14 protein-coding genes are annotated in these 15,114 nt (G+C 39.5%); 8 read left to right on the top strand and 6 right to left on the bottom strand.

Going from position 1 to position 15,114, the window contains the following annotated elements:
• Window positions 1–16 precede the first annotated feature (16 nt).
• Together IGJ03_RS01625 and IGJ03_RS01630 are read right to left on the bottom strand one after the other, a co-directional pair.
• Window positions 17–217 (bottom strand): hypothetical protein, encoded by a 201-nt coding sequence (locus IGJ03_RS01625; RefSeq protein ID WP_002355314.1) that lies wholly within the window; start codon window positions 215–217, stop codon window positions 17–19.
• A 105-nt stretch (window positions 218–322) separates the two neighbouring features.
• Window positions 323–1,804 carry a peptide MFS transporter gene (locus IGJ03_RS01630; RefSeq protein WP_002355315.1) on the bottom strand — a complete coding sequence of 494 codons (1,482 nt, stop codon included), beginning with the start codon at window positions 1,802–1,804 and terminating at the stop codon, window positions 323–325.
• 817 nt (window positions 1,805–2,621) lie between these two features.
• On the opposite strand from IGJ03_RS01630, the gene IGJ03_RS01635 reads away from it, so the two are divergent.
• The gene (locus IGJ03_RS01635) at window positions 2,622–3,221 is read left to right on the top strand and encodes a LysM peptidoglycan-binding domain-containing protein (RefSeq protein ID WP_002355317.1); all 600 of its coding nucleotides are present in this window, start codon (window positions 2,622–2,624) and stop codon (window positions 3,219–3,221) included.
• 69 nt (window positions 3,222–3,290) lie between these two features.
• On the opposite strand, the gene IGJ03_RS01640 is transcribed toward IGJ03_RS01635, so the two are convergent.
• Entirely contained in the window at window positions 3,291–3,671 is a 381-nt protein-coding gene (locus IGJ03_RS01640; protein WP_156190052.1) for a PaaI family thioesterase, read from the bottom strand.
• Between the two features lie 110 nt (window positions 3,672–3,781).
• Between IGJ03_RS01640 and menB the strand changes: the two genes are divergently transcribed.
• The 6 genes from menB to menC are packed head-to-tail and all read left to right on the top strand — an operon-like array spanning window position 3,782 to window position 11,126.
• Complete coding sequence (gene menB, locus IGJ03_RS01645) at window positions 3,782–4,651, top strand: 1,4-dihydroxy-2-naphthoyl-CoA synthase (RefSeq protein WP_016615932.1); 870 nt, start codon at window positions 3,782–3,784, stop codon at window positions 4,649–4,651.
• Window positions 4,652–4,655: 4 nt separating this feature from the next.
• Window positions 4,656–6,113: an o-succinylbenzoate--CoA ligase gene (locus IGJ03_RS01650; protein ID WP_375804738.1), complete on the top strand. Its 1,458-nt coding sequence runs from the start codon at window positions 4,656–4,658 to the stop codon at window positions 6,111–6,113.
• A complete protein-coding gene (locus tag IGJ03_RS01655) occupies window positions 6,110–7,477 on the top strand; it encodes an isochorismate synthase (protein WP_010822485.1) in 1,368 nt (455 codons plus the stop codon). Before IGJ03_RS01650 ends, IGJ03_RS01655 begins: the two co-directional genes overlap by 4 nt.
• Window positions 7,477–9,210, top strand: a complete 1,734-nt coding sequence (gene menD / locus IGJ03_RS01660; protein WP_010822486.1) for a 2-succinyl-5-enolpyruvyl-6-hydroxy-3-cyclohexene-1-carboxylic-acid synthase — start codon at window positions 7,477–7,479, stop codon at window positions 9,208–9,210. The genes IGJ03_RS01655 and menD overlap by 1 nt, the downstream gene beginning before the upstream one ends.
• Window positions 9,198–10,022, top strand: a complete 825-nt coding sequence (gene menH / locus IGJ03_RS01665) for a 2-succinyl-6-hydroxy-2,4-cyclohexadiene-1-carboxylate synthase (protein WP_010822487.1) — start codon at window positions 9,198–9,200, stop codon at window positions 10,020–10,022. The genes menD and menH overlap by 13 nt, the downstream gene beginning before the upstream one ends.
• Window positions 10,023–11,126, top strand: a complete 1,104-nt coding sequence (menC, locus tag IGJ03_RS01670; RefSeq protein WP_010824382.1) for an o-succinylbenzoate synthase — start codon at window positions 10,023–10,025, stop codon at window positions 11,124–11,126.
• 56 nt (window positions 11,127–11,182) lie between these two features.
• On the opposite strand, the gene IGJ03_RS01675 is transcribed toward menC, so the two are convergent.
• Together IGJ03_RS01675 and IGJ03_RS01680 are read right to left on the bottom strand one after the other, a co-directional pair.
• Window positions 11,183–11,881 carry a glucosamine-6-phosphate deaminase gene (locus IGJ03_RS01675; RefSeq protein WP_002379076.1) on the bottom strand — a complete coding sequence of 233 codons (699 nt, stop codon included), beginning with the start codon at window positions 11,879–11,881 and terminating at the stop codon, window positions 11,183–11,185.
• 250 nt (window positions 11,882–12,131) lie between these two features.
• The gene (locus IGJ03_RS01680; RefSeq protein WP_010777380.1) at window positions 12,132–13,658 is read right to left on the bottom strand and encodes an AMP-binding protein; all 1,527 of its coding nucleotides are present in this window, start codon (window positions 13,656–13,658) and stop codon (window positions 12,132–12,134) included.
• A gap of 220 nt (window positions 13,659–13,878) precedes the next feature.
• On the opposite strand from IGJ03_RS01680, the gene IGJ03_RS01685 reads away from it, so the two are divergent.
• Window positions 13,879–14,280, top strand: coding sequence for an organic hydroperoxide resistance protein (locus tag IGJ03_RS01685; RefSeq protein ID WP_002355332.1), 402 nt, complete (start codon window positions 13,879–13,881; stop codon window positions 14,278–14,280).
• A 43-nt stretch (window positions 14,281–14,323) separates the two neighbouring features.
• On the opposite strand, the gene IGJ03_RS01690 is transcribed toward IGJ03_RS01685, so the two are convergent.
• Entirely contained in the window at window positions 14,324–15,094 is a 771-nt protein-coding gene (locus tag IGJ03_RS01690; protein ID WP_225581367.1) for a sulfite exporter TauE/SafE family protein, read from the bottom strand.
• Window positions 15,095–15,114: the final 20 nt, after the last annotated feature.

A 15,114-nucleotide genomic window follows, 5' to 3' on the forward strand; every position in this document is an offset into this window, starting at 1 on the left:
TATGGCTAGCCTTCTACTAAAAACTCACATAAAAGAAAGAAGCAATCGCCACAGCAAATGAAATAATAGCAAACACTAAGCTACTCCATAGTCCTAACAGAATAAATGGTGAGGTTCTTTTGCCGCCCTCTTTCTTTAAGTAGGAAAATGTCCGTCCAGTAACAATGAATTGCCAGATACTAATCAATAAAAAAATACCGCCAATTAAGTAACGCATGTCCTCGTCCTCCTTCTATTTAGTATACCACTTGATGAAAACGTTATCAAAACGCTGTATAAAAAAGTTGCCTTTCAAAAAAGAGAAAGGCAACTTTTTGACGGTTTAACGGACGTCACCCATTAAGTTTTGGATTGGTTTTTTCACAATGAATAAGAGAATCCCGGCAACGACAGCTACAAGTCCGACAATCCCAAAATATGCTGACTCTGTTCCAGGTGTATAGAAACGAGCAATTTGAGCGTTAATGGCTTGTGAAGCGGCATCTGCTAATAACCAAATAGCAACGGTTTGAGCTTCGAAAGCTTTCGGTGCTAATTTTGTAGTAATCGATAAGCCAACGGGAGATAAACACATTTCTCCGACAATCATAATGAAGAAACTAAAGAATAACCAAAGTGGACTCACCCGTCCTTCGGTACCATAAAGTAGACCTGGCAACATTAATAAGACGAAGGAAAGACCAGCAAAGACTAGCCCTAGTGAAAACTTCACAACGGTTGATGGTTGACGTTTACCTAGTTTTGTCCATAATGTAACAAAAATAGGGGTCAAAATAACTACGAATACAGGATTTAATGATTGGAACCAGCTAGCGGCAATCGGGAAGCCAAACAAACTCGTTTGCGTCCGTTCATTTGCAAATAGAGCAAGAATAGACGAACCTTGTTCTTCCAATGACCAGAAAACAATTGCTGCTAAGAATAATGGCAAGTAAGCCAGAACTTTTGGTTTTTCTTCAGCAGTGACATCTTTAGACGTTAACATTTTGCTGAAATAATAAACAGGTAACAGGATTCCTAACACGCTGATGGTATTAATAAAGAAATCAATTGTTAAATGTCCTGTGACATAGGCGCCACCAAAAATAAGTAAAGCAACGACAATTGCCAACATAAATGCTTTAGCAAATTTCTTTTGCTCTTCTTTAGACATTGGATTAGTTGGGGCTTGACCAATCCCAGCAAGAGATTTACGTCCTTGGAAATAATATTGTAGTAGCCCGAAGAACATCCCTACTGCGGCAACGGAAAAGCCTAAATGATAATTATATTCTTGTCCTAAAGTTCCGACAACAAGGGGAGCGATTAAGGCTCCGATATTAATCCCCATGTAAAAAATGGAGAAGCCTGCATCTCTACGTAAGTCAGTTTTTGAATAAAGATGGCCAACCATCCCTGAAACGTTTGGTTTTAACATCCCAGTCCCAAATACAATTAACATAATAGAAACGAATAAGGCGGGGACACCAAATGGGGTAGCTAGAACAATATGTCCAGCAATGATTAACAAACCACCAATAAAAACAGTTTTCCTTGAACCTAAAACACGGTCAGAGACCCAACCGCCAATGATACTGGACATGAAAACCATTGATCCATAAATGGACATGATGGCTAAGGCAGTTGCTTTGGGGAGACCTAAACCGCCATTGGCTACGGTATCGTAAATGTAATACATTAGAATAGCACGCATGCCGTAGTAACTGAAACGTTCCCACATTTCTGTGAAGAACAGTGTTGCTAGTCCTTTCGGTTGTCCCAGAAAGGATTTGTCTAATTTCTCAAGTTGTTCTTTGTCACTCATAGATAAAACTCCAATTCTTATAATATTCAGAATATTTGATAATAAAATGACTTAAATGTAGATTCATATATTTTATTACTCATAGATTGGAAAATAGAAAGAGAAAAAACTGATTACGTTTTTAAATAACAAGCGTTCGATTGATTGTTTGTTTTTTATTCGTGAATTACAATAAAAATGAATATTTATTCTGCTTTATTTTCAATACTTTGTTTTCATAGTTGCTTTAGCTGTTCCTTTTTTGAATAAGATTAAAATGAATAAATAACAAGCAAAATATAAGATTTTTTTGTTTAACTCTTTTTGTTTCAATAGGAAGTGCTTAGTGTTTTTTCAGAATCGAAAAATGAATACGATAAAAAATTTAACTATATAATAGAAGGAAAAATAAAAATAGTGAATGATAAAAAAATTCAAAGAAAACACCTGTTCTTTTTAGGCGTGAGTTTTTGAAAAAAACATTCTCATGTCTAGTATCTTTAACATTTTGTTACTTTTTGACTGAAACGAATGTAAAAAAACCGACATTTAATGGCTAATCAAGGGTTAGAAAACGGTTTCTCAAAAATAAAATCCTGTTTTTTTAACTTTTTTTCGCAAAATATAAACAGGATAATATCAAGCTTCCAGCAGCTTTTTATTACAAAATGTAACAAAATCGACATTCTAGTAATAAATTGTCACGAGATATTCACCTACGGCCGGCCATTCGATGATAAAGTATGTGAAGTCGTTTCGATAAAGCGAAGCAGACGTGGTTGTTGCCGAGAGCTAAGAGCAACAATCAAATATTTTTAATTACAAAGGAGAAACATACATGAAATCAATCAAAACGATTTTACTTGGAACAACTTTGGCCGCAGGTTTAGGATTATTCTTAGGAACAGACGCAAACGCAGAAAGCTTATATACAGTTAAAGCAGGAGATACTTTATCAACAATTTCTCATCAATTTGCAGGAGACAATAGCTTAATTCAAAAAATTGCTTCTGATAACAAATTGCCAAACCTTGATTTAATTTTTGAAGGAGAACAATTAGTTATTCGTTCAGAAAAAGAAGTTGCTAATACTCCAGCACCAGCTGTAGAAGTTGCACCAGTTCAACAAGTAGTTGAACAACCTGTTGCACAACCAGTACAACAAGAAGTACAACAACCTGTTGCTCAAGAAGTAGCGCAACCAGCAGCACCTGCCGCAAGCAGTGATGCAAAAGAGTGGATCGCACAACGTGAATCTAGTGGTTCTTACGATGCAACAAACGGTCAGTATATCGGTCGTTACCAATTATCTGCCTCTTATTTAAATGGTGACTATTCACCTGCCAACCAAGAACGCGTGGCAGATCAGTACGTAGCAGGTCGCTATGGTTCATGGGATGCAGCTAAATCATTCTGGTTAGCAAATGGTTGGTACTAAAATTAAATAAACGAAGTAATCTAATTACTTATTAAAAACCATAAACAAAAAAACAGTAACCTGTAAAGATTACTGTTTTTTTTGTCGATTTGTTAAGGTACAACGCCCCACGCTCGTCAATTGGTGGTCTGCGTTATATATTTTTGCTTCCCAAACTTGAAGGGTCTTTCCCGAGTGATCGGGTGTCGCAATCACGGTAAGGCTACCATCATGGACACTACGAAGATGATTTACTTGTAAGTCTATGCCGACAGCAAAAGTGTTTTCAGGAACGTTTTCGTTCGCACCTAAACTACAGGCAGTTTCAATTAAGACGCCGTTTAAGCCCCCGTGGACAAGGCCATAGGGTTGTTTATGCACGTCTTTTACCGCTAAAGTAAGCTGACATTTCTCAGCAGAAACCTGTTGAATCGTGATGCCTAAATACTCTAAAAGATGAATAGTAATCAGTCCTTTCTAATAAAAGAGAGAATAAAAGGTTTTTTATTTATTATACAGGAATGAAGAAAATTTGAAATAGCCATGTTTTTTCTTAAAATTCAAGCGACTTTTTCTCTAAAGTGCCGATTCTTGTGTATAATAGAAAAGATGAGATTAATGAAGGAGGTTTCCTAATGAGAAACTGGACAACAATTAAAGAATATGATGAAATTTTATTTGAGCAAGCAGGCAAAGTAGCAAAAATTACTATCAACCGCCCGCATGTTCACAACGCATTCACACCAAAAACAGTCATGGAAATGATTGATGCATTCAACATTAGTCGTGATAAAGAAGATGTCGGGGTTATTATTTTAACAGGCGCAGGTGACCAAGCATTCTGTTCTGGTGGCGATCAAAAAGTTCGAGGTAATGGTGGTTACGTTGGCGAAGACAACATTCCACGTTTAAATGTGTTAGATTTACAACGGTTAATCCGTGTCATTCCCAAACCAGTAATCGCAATGGTGAAAGGCTGGTCCATTGGCGGCGGCAATGTTTTACAATTAGTTTGTGATTTAACAATTGCGGCTGAAAATGCTAAGTTTGGGCAAACAGGACCAAATGTCGGTAGCTTTGATGGTGGATACGGCTCAGGTTACTTGGCGCGCGTTATCGGCCATAAAAAAGCGAAAGAAGTTTGGTTTATGTGTAAACAATATTCTGCCCATGAAGCTTTAGATATGGGCTGGATTAATACAGTTGTTCCATTGGATCAAGTAGAAGATGTGACAATGGAGTGGGCAGAAGAAATGTTAACCAAAAGCCCGATTGCTTTACGGATGATTAAAGCCTCTTTAAATGCCGATACAGATGGCTTGGCTGGTGTGCAACAATTAGCTGGTGATGCGACACTTCTTTACTATACAATGGCTGAAGCACAAGAAGGCCGAGATGCATTTAAAGAAAAACGGACACCAGATTTCGATCAATTCCCTAAATTCCCATAAACCAATGACTTGGTTAAATAAACAAGTACAAAAACGTCCCGATCATCCTGCTTTTTATTTTCAGGATGAATCTTGGACGTTTTTAGAAGTGCAACAAGAAGTCAGCCATTGGGTAGCCACATATCAACAGGTGCTTGCACCAGAAGAAAAACGTGTGGCTTTATTCAGTAAGAACAGCAAAGAGTTGTATTTTTCAATTCTAGCCTTATGGGAATTGGGGAAAGAGTTATTATTTTTAAATACGCATTTGACACTTGCTGAACTGACTTTTCAGTTAAAAGATGCGCAAGTTAAAACGATTATTGGTGCGCCTGAAACGCAGGCTTTGTTAGAAGAAATTTCTTTTGTCGACGTTCAGCCAATGATTAAAAAACAGCATAGTCTTTCACATCAGGAGTTTCAACAGCCAAGTGACTTAGAGTCGGTGGCTTCTATTATGTATACATCTGGAACTACAGGACAGCCTAAAGGGGTCTTGCAACGGTTTAAAAATCATTTGGCCAGTGCTAGAGGCACTCAAGAAAATATGGGGATTACTGCTGAAGATTGTTGGTTGTGTGCAGTCCCATTATTTCACATTAGCGGATTGTCGATTGTTGTTCGACAACTCGTCTTAGGTTGTAGTATTCGCCTTTACGATAAATTTGATGAACAGCAAGTGACACAAGATTTACAAGAAGGCCGTGGCACCGTCATTTCAGTGGTTGCGACAATGTTGCAACAATTATTGTTTGTCTATCCTGAAGCTGGCTACAGCGCCAGCTTTAAAGGAATGCTATTGGGCGGCGGACCGATTGCACCGGATAAATTAGCGCAGTGTGAGGAAAAAGGGATTCCAGTTATTCAATCTTATGGGATGACGGAAACGTGTTCGCAAGTTGTTGCCTTGAAATTTGAAGATGCGGCGCTGAAAATCGGCTCTGCTGGGCAACCGTTAAAAGATATGCAGATCAAAATTGTTGATGAACTAGGACAAGAACAGCCAGAAAAGAAAGTCGGGGAAATTTTACTTAAGGGACCAAACGTTGTTTCAGGTTACCTTAACCAGCGTCAACCTGAAAAATGGACAGCAGATGGTTGGTTTAAAACAGGCGACATGGGCTATTTAGATGCACAAGGTTACCTGTATTTGGTTAGTCGTTTAAGTGAACTCATTATCTCTGGTGGTGAAAATATTTACCCCACTGAGGTTGAACAGGTGTTACAGGCGATAACAGGAATTAAAGCAGCGGCAGTTGTAGGAGAACCAGATGCGCAATGGGGAGCCGTCCCAGTTGCATATGTGATTAGTGACCAAGAAATCACCTTAGCGCAAATTCAAGACCAGTGTTCACGAAAACTGGCAAAATATAAACGACCGAAACGCATTTATTTTTGTCATTCTTTCCCGCAAACAGCAAGTGGAAAGATTGCCAAACATCGTTTCATGACAGAAGAAAGAGAGGCGTTTTTAATCAGATGAAATTGCCTGATGAATTACGACAAGCCTATCAGAAGAATGCCCGTCAGTTCAGTTGGGTTTTTCCATTAGAAACAGAACAAACAGCCTTGGCAATTTTTGCCGCTGGTGAAAAGGCATACCAAGGAGAACGTTTTTTTTGGCAAACGCCGAAAAAAGATTTTGCTTTGGTTGGCTTCGGATATGAAACTATCTTAAAAGGCGCAGAAACAGAAACGCATCAATTGAACAACTTTTTAAAAAAAGAGGCGGCAACTCGTTTTCAAAATATGTCTATTTCTGGTACGGGGGCTCTTCTATTTGGCGGTTTGCCTTTTGATACAGAACAAACGCCTACTGAGGCCTGGGGAGAGTTAGGGGAAGGTTGGTTTTATCTACCAAGTATTCTATTTACTTTTTCAGGTACACGTATTTATGGAACGCTGAACTTTTCAGGTTCTAGTGAACAAGAAGTCGAGGAACGTTGGTCGACTTTGGTGGCTCAGTTTGATCGCTTGTTAGCTACCTGTGAGGAGTTGCCAGCTGTAGCGGAAATAAAAATTGACAAGGAAGAAGTTGCCGTGACTGAATGGCTACAAGCTGTCAACGAAACCGTAGCAGTCTTAAGAGAAGATGGCCCTTTAAAAAAAGTGGTTTTGGCTCGACAACTTGCTGTGAGCAGTCCTGAAAAAATTCGAAGTAACCAAGTGCTCGTTAATTTAATGGCACAACAACAAAATACGTATTTGTTTGCTTTAGAAGCCAAAGACACAAGCTTCATTGGTGCAACACCAGAACGACTTCTGTTGGGTACTAAAGAAACGTTTGCGACCGCTTGTATTGCAGGAACCATTAAAACGGGTCAAACACCAGAAGAAACGAAAGCTTTAGGAGCACAACTTTTACAAGACCGCAAAAATACCGGAGAACACCAAATTGTGGTGGAACGTTTAGCGAAAGAGTTGGCGAAGATGACGACTTCTGAAAACAGTATTCAAGCACCCATTATTTTGGAAAATCGAGATGTACAACATCTTTATGTGCCAATCTCGGGTCAACGTAAACCGGGAATTTCGTTCTTGGAAAGTGTGATGCAGTTACACCCAACGCCAGCTTTAGGCGGTGAGCCCAAAGAGTTGGCAGTCGAATGGATTCGACAATATGAGCCAGGGAGTCGTGGGTTATATGGTGCGCCAATCGGTTGGATTTCAGGGAATGATGATAGTGGCGAGTTCGCTGTGGCCTTGCGTTCAGGTGTCTTTGCTGGTCAACAAGGCGTTCTTTATGCAGGTTGTGGTATTGTTGCGGATTCCCAAGCAGAGCTAGAAAGAGAAGAAACGAAAATAAAATTTCAACCGATGTTACGAGGAATTGGAGGGCAGGTTTAATGAATCATCAAGAAACAATGACCGATTATTTAACGGCCTTTATTGAAGGCTTAAAAAATAGTGGGGTTGAACAAGCAGTCATTAGTCCAGGGTCCCGTTCCACACCACTGGCTTTATTACTTCATCGGGAAACCGCAATCCAAACTTTTGTCGATGTCGATGAACGTTCCGCTGCTTTTTTTGCTTTAGGATTAAGTAAAGCGAGTCAAAAACCAGTGGTCTTACTTTGTACCTCTGGAACAGCAGCTGCAAACTATTATCCAGCAATTTGCGAAGCCAATATTAGCCATGTGCCTTTAGTCGTTTTAACAACGGATCGGCCGCATGAGTTACGTCAAGTTGGTGCTCCTCAAGCCATGGACCAATTACGAATGTATCAAAATCACGTGAAATTATTTGTTGAAATGGCTTTGCCAGAAGCAACAGAAGAGATGTTGAATTACGCCTATTGGCAAGGCGCTAAAGGAGCAGCATTCGCGCAACAAACGCCTGCAGCACCTGTTCATTTGAATTTTCCTTTGCGGGAACCATTATTACCTGACTTAGAGAGAAAAACAAAGAGTTCTCAACAAACGGCTTTATTCGCTGGTCAATCAATCCTTTCTACAGAACAAGTGCAACAGTTAGCGGATCAATGGTACCAGAAAAACGGCGTCTTGGTTGTCGGTGGCAGTCATACAGAGGAGGAAGCGGCGTTATTTATTCAATTAGCCGAAGCTTTGAAATGGCCGTTACTAGCGGATCCTTTAGCAAACATTGTGACACATGGGCGAAATAGTGAAGTTGTTATTGAACACAGTGATCTGTTTCTAAATGTGGCGACCTTGCCACAAGAACCAGAAGTGGTAGTGCGTTTTGGTTCGCTGCCAATTTCTAAAAACATCATGTTATGGTTGAAACGCTTAGCAACGACAGAGACTACTTTTTATTTTGTGGACGAAAATGGGCAATGGCAAGAGCAATTGAAAAAATCACAAACAGTTATTCAGGCAAAGGAAACCACGTTTGTAGAACAACTGCTAACGGTTGTCAAATCAACAGAAGCGACTTGGTTAGCACAATGGCTCTTGCTAGAAAAAACGGTCTCTGAAGTTCTTCTAGAAACGCTGAACGCGACAGAATTAAATGAAACAACAGCCAGCTTAGCTGTTCACCAAACAATGAAAGAGAACGGTCAGTTATTTGTATCTAATAGTATGGCTATCCGCTACTTAGATCGATTTATGGATAGTCGCCCTTATCGGATGTTTGGAAATCGCGGCATCAACGGGATTGATGGGATTGTTTCAACTGCTTTAGGAATGAGTGCCGTAGCACCGACACAGCAAAACGTTCTACTGATTGGTGATTTAGCGCTATATCATGATATGAATGGTTTATTTTTGGCTAAACGTTATCAGTTGCCGTTAACAATTGTTTTATTAAATAACAATGGTGGCGGGATTTTCTCTTTTCTATCTCAACGAACTTTACGTGAGGACGATTTCGAGCCTTTATTTGGAACACCGCTTGATTTAGATTTTTCGTTAGTTGCTGAACTTTACGGTGCTTCGTATCAAGAAGTCAAAACAATCGCGGAGCTCAAGCAAATTTTACAAACAGCGGCTGAAGAACCACAATTTCAAGTGATCGAAGTCAAAGGAAATCGCCAAGAGAATGTTCATTTGTACGAATCAATTTTAGCTGAAATTGGTAGACGAGTAGAAAGACAGGGGATTTCATGGAACGGTTAATTCGGGGGATGCAGTACCATTATCAATGGTTAACACCTTTTGATGCAAAGCGAACGACAGTAGTCTGTTTACACGGTTTCACAGGAACGTTAGCCACGTTTGCAGCCGTTTTTCCCAGTCAAACACCTTATAACGTTTTAGGCATTGATTTACCTGGGCATGGCGCGACTGCTAGTTTGATAGCACCAGAGCGTTATACCATGAAACAGGTTTGCCATGATCTTGCTGAACTAACCGAATCGCTAAATTTGCCTTGCTTTTGTTTATTAGGCTATTCAATGGGCGCTCGAACAGCTTTAGGTTTTGCATTACATTATCCACAAAAGGTACAGCATCTTTTATTGGAAAGTGGATCACCAGGTTTAGCCACCGCCACAGAACGTCAGGCTCGTATCTGTCAAGATCATCGTTTGGCGGAACGTCTCTTAGAGGAACCGCTGGTGGATTTTATTGATTTCTGGCAAGAATTACCGTTATTTCAAACGCAAAAAGCCTTGTCTGTGGCACAGCAAATGGCCATTCGTCAGGAACGTTTGAGCCAATCGGCCTTTGGATTGGCTAGTAGTTTGTGGTATATGGGGACAGGAGCGCAAGAGAGTTACTGGGAACGTCTAGTAGAATTGCAGCCGATTCCTACCGATTTATTGGTAGGCGGCGAAGATCAAAAGTTTATTGGAATTGCGAAAAAAATGCAGGCACGTCAACCGTTGTTGAGGCTGACAATTTTTCCTGAAGCAGGACATTGTATCCATTTGGAACAACCAACGATTTTCTATGAAAAGGTGACAGTGTTATTGGAAGGAGCCATCTGAATGAACATTCAATCAATTGAAACCTATCAGGTTCGTTTGCCTTTAAAAACGCCGTTTGTCACGAGCTATGGTCGCCTGGAAGAAAAAGCGTTTGATTTATTTGTAATAACGGATGAGCAAGGAAATCAAGGGTTTGGCGAATTAGTGGCTTTTGAGCAACCTGATTATGTGCAAGAAACGTTGGTAACCGAACGCTTCATCATCCAACAGCATTTAATTCCGTTACTTTTAACAGAAGCGATTGAACAGCCGCAAGAGGTTTCAACAATTTTTGAAGAAGTTAAAGGGCATTGGATGGGAAAAGCTGCGTTAGAAACTGCCATCTGGGATTTATATGCCAAACGGCAACAGAAGAGTTTAACTGAATTTTTTGGACCAACGCGGAGGAAAATTCCTGTAGGGATTAGTTTAGGGATTCAAAAAGACTTACCTCAATTGCTTAAACAAGTTCAGTTAGCTGTAGAAAAAGGGTATCAACGAGTGAAGCTGAAAATTCGTCCCGGTTATGATGTGGAACCTGTTGCTTTGATTCGTCAGCATTTTCCTAACTTGCCTTTAATGGTCGATGCAAATTCAGCGTATACATTGGCAGATTTGCCTCAATTGCAACGTTTAGATCACTATCAATTAGCGATGATTGAACAGCCTTTTGCTGCAGATGATTTTTTAGATCACGCACAATTACAAAGAGAACTGAAAACAAGAATTTGTTTGGATGAAAATATTCGTAGTCTCAAAGACTGCCAAGTGGCGTTAGCATTGGGCAGTTGCCGTAGTATCAATTTGAAGATTCCTCGTGTAGGTGGGATTCACGAGGCGTTGAAGATTGCCACATTTTGCCAAGAAAATAATTTATTGGTTTGGTTAGGTGGCATGTTTGAGTCTGGTGTTGGACGCGCATTGAATTTGCAATTTGCGTCACAGCCTACCTTTTCCTTTCCAGGTGATATTTCAGCCACGGAACGCTATTTTTATGAAGATATCATCACGGAACCTTTTATTTTAGAGCAAGGGACAATGACCGTGCCTCAGGGACTTGGTATTGGTGTTACACTTTCCCAGACGAATTTGCTAAAATACAGTCAGTATCAAAAAATCATGTAATGATAACAAAATTGCGCCTATGACTATGCAGAGAAGCATAATATAGGCGCAATTTTTTATTTTTCTAATTGACTCGCTGCGGCTTCATCCAAGAGAACCGTTAAATTTGGATGAAGTTGAAGAATAGAAGCAGGATACGTTTCTGTGACAGGTCCTTGGAGTACTTGTTTGACCATCTGAGCTTTTTGTTCACCATTTACAATTAGGACAAGATGCTTAACTTTCATGATGCTGGCTGGCCCCATCGTAACAAAGGTCATGCCTGGCTGCATCATTTCAGGAACAAACCAAGGCTCTGAACCAGTGACGGTCACTTGATAGGTTTCGTTTTTAAAATGAGTGGTAGTGGGCATGTTCCCACAAAAATGACCATCTGCTCCTAAGCCAATTAACATCAAATCTAAGCCGCCTGCGTCAGCAATCCGTTGTTCTTGTTGTTGAAAGTTTTCAACAGTTAATGGATGGATGTTTTGCTCGGATATTTCTGCAGGTGTCAAATACAGCGTCCGCAAATCTGTCAGAGTAATGCCTTCCTTTTGATGAGGAACGGGGATTTCATCAAAGTTATAATAATGAACATTATCAAAGTCAGATGAATTTTTCACAATCGAGGCTAATTTTTGGTAAACAAGTGTTGGCGTTTTGCCAGCGGTAATTGATAAATTCACTCGTTTATCTTGGCTCATCGTGCTTAGAAGTAACATTTTTGCCCATTCGCTCATCGCGTCGAAATCTTGTTTAATTAAAATTTTCATACTTGCTCACTCCATTCTTTGAATAAGCTAAGTATAATTTGTGGGAACCATCCCATGTCAAGCTCTTCACAAAAAGGATTTAATTAACGGTAGGCAAAAGAAAGAGGAGCAGCCGTCAAAACGACGACTGCCCCTCTTTTTAAAACTTAAGATAACCTGCAACGAGTTAACTTTTAGCTTTCTGTTCCACTTGCTCCAACGCTGGTCTAAACGTTCTTTTGACCAACACTGTTTAACAAAGAATTTTATTTTATTGTTCTTTTAACCATTTTTCTAGTTGTAAACGTTGCACTTTCATAGTAGCTGTGTGAGGGATTTCATCAAAAGCCATAATGATAGGTTCGTTTAAATGTGGTAAATCGGCTACTTGTGTCCACCAAGCGTCCCAATCCATTTCTTCCCCAGGGACAACCGCTAAAATTGGCTGAGGTTCATTTTCTTTGCCACGGACAATAATCACTTCTTCTAAGAAATCTAATGCATCCAATAAATGATCTTCAATAGCTAAATTACTGTCGATGTTTTCAATTAGATCTACTTGGCGATCTTTCAAGAATAAGTGGCCGCGTTCATCTAACATTCCGTAATCGCCGCTGTCCCACCATTCGCCGTAGACATTTTCTGTAAAGCGGGCATCTTCTTTGTAATATGTTAAGGCCCGTCCTTTTGATAAGAATTGGATATGGCCGTCCGTCATCGCAGGTAAAACTTGTCCTTTTTCATCGGTAATTCGAGCTTGTGTTAAATCCTCTAAACCAACGCCCATGTCACGAGCATCTGAATCTTTTAGGGATTCTAAAGTATGCGCTCGTAAGATCATTGGCCCGCATTCACTTTGTCCATAAACTTGTAGGAAAATTGGTTCATTGGCAGCAGATGCTTTTAAGAAAGCCACCATTGTAGCGTTGTTAATTGCATCAAAAGTAGAATGATAATAATGGACACTAGCGAAAGCTTCAGGTTTTTCTTTGGCCAAACGAACCCATTGAACGAAGTTATTGGGGTGTGTTTCTACAGCGATTGGTTGATAGGTGCTGAACATTTCAGCGACTTTTTCGCTCGAAGCATTTGCTAAAGGCATCATAGGGAAGCCCATGGCCATTAAAGAAGACACGCCAATGTTAAAACGAGAATGAACTGGCGAAATATGAAAGCCAACTAATTTCTTTTCAGCAATTTTTGTGAAAATGGTTTTTTGCCATTTTGTACGCCAACCCATAGAGTGATTGGAATGACAGATAAGTTTAGGAATACCTGTTGTTCCAGAGGTGTGGGTCATGTAGGCAATTTCGTCTTTAGTCAGTTCGTCTTGAGGAACTTCCGTGGCATCAGCTTCTAAAAGAGAAGCAACCGAAAGTTTTTTATTGGCAGAGCTATTACGAACAGCTTGAACTTTTTCAGCAGTCACATCATCAAATAAAATATAAGGATCTTCTAAACGATCAACGAATACTTCAATTGTTTCAAAAGGTAAATGGTATGAAACCATTACAGGAACGGCTGCTAGATATGAGGCTGCAACAGCTAGTAAATACGTGTCGAATTTAGGACTTTTATAAATAATAATTTTGTCGCCTTTTTTTACACCTAAAGCGGCTAATTGATATGCCCGTTTCAAAATTTCTTGATGGCTTTCACCATAAGTTGTTTCTAAGCCAAGTGCAGGAAAAGCAGGCAAAGATTCATCAAAAATAATTGGAACAGTTGGTGTTTTTTCTGCGGCTTCTTGATAGTTTGTGTAGAGGTTTAATGGTTGATAATCAAGTAAGTGTGTCAAGGGAAAGTCTCCTTTGTAAAATAGTTTGTGTACAAATGTACAAGTTCACTTTATCCTATCATAGAATGGGTTCTTTTTCTACGTCAAAAATACAACGTTAAATGTTATTTTTTATTATTCACAAGCACAACGTTTGCTGTATCTGACAAAGTTTCCTACAATAATTATGTAAGTAACAAGTTCTCAGAAGTGTAAAACTTTACAAAGGAGAGGAATTTACATGAAAAAAATCTATGAAACAACTATCATTAATACGGGTGGACGTGCAGGAGAAGTTCACTCACCGGATAAATCATTTTCTTATGCGGTTGCTTCGCCAGGTGTTAAGAAAGAAAATACAACAAATCCAGAACAATTATTCGCAGCGGCTTACAGTGCTTGCTTTAATGGTGCATTAGAATTAGTGATGGATCAAGAAAAAGTCGAAGGTAAAAGTACAGTAACTGCACGTGTATCCTTATTCCAAGGAGAAGATGGGTTTAGCGTTGGTGCTGAATTAGAAGTTCATATTGATGGGGTAGATCAAGCTAAAGCAGAAGAACTTGTTAAAAAAGCCCACGAAATTTGCCCATATTCTAAAGCAACAAGAAATAATATAGATGTTAAATTAACAGTGATTTAATTAAAAAAGAAGCGCTTTGTCTATACGACAAAGCGCTTCTTTTTTAGATAACAGTCCACAAATTATACATATTTAACAAAATAACTAAAAAAACAACTAAACTATAAATTTGGGCGACCCGTTGTTGGGATAATTTTTTACTGAAAAGACCGCCGACATAACCACCGAATAAAGCGGCAGGAATAATAGCCCAAAGCATTGTCAAATCAAAAACCGCAAACCCTGTGGTCAAGCCGATATTGCCAAGTTTGGCGAGTTGGGAGAAAAAAATAGTAATGATGGAATAAACAGTTGCTGATTTGATATCCATTCCAAAAAAGAGAATAAGGCAAGCTACATTAATGGGACCGCCACCGATGCCTAAAAAGGTTGATAGAATCCCTAAGCCTAATCCGACAATCAGAAAAATGCTCAATCCGTTGAGGTGTAAGTGCCAGTTGGAAAATTGATTGTAGAGAAGAACCAAAACCAAGGTCAGCAACATGATGATATATTGGATTAGTTGTACTTTTTCTTCATTTGGCGCTAGTGCAATCGCCTGATTAAGAAGTAAATCACCCAACATACCGCCGACTAAGGAACCAAACGAAATACTCGCGGCTTTTTTCCATTCAATTTGGACACCATTTTGATACTGTTTATAAGTCGAAGAAATGGACATGACAAAAACAGCGACACTTGAATAGAACGCAATACTATTTAACGAATGGAACCCAAGAAAATCCAAAACAGGCTTAATAATGACGCCTCCACCCATCCCAGAGAGCGCCCCAACTGTATTGGATAGAAAAATAGTTATGAAATAAATCAGCAAAACCCGCACATAATCACTCC

This window comes from Enterococcus sp. DIV1315a (genome assembly GCF_051712325.1).
Classification (GTDB): domain Bacteria; phylum Bacillota; class Bacilli; order Lactobacillales; family Enterococcaceae; genus Enterococcus; species Enterococcus faecalis.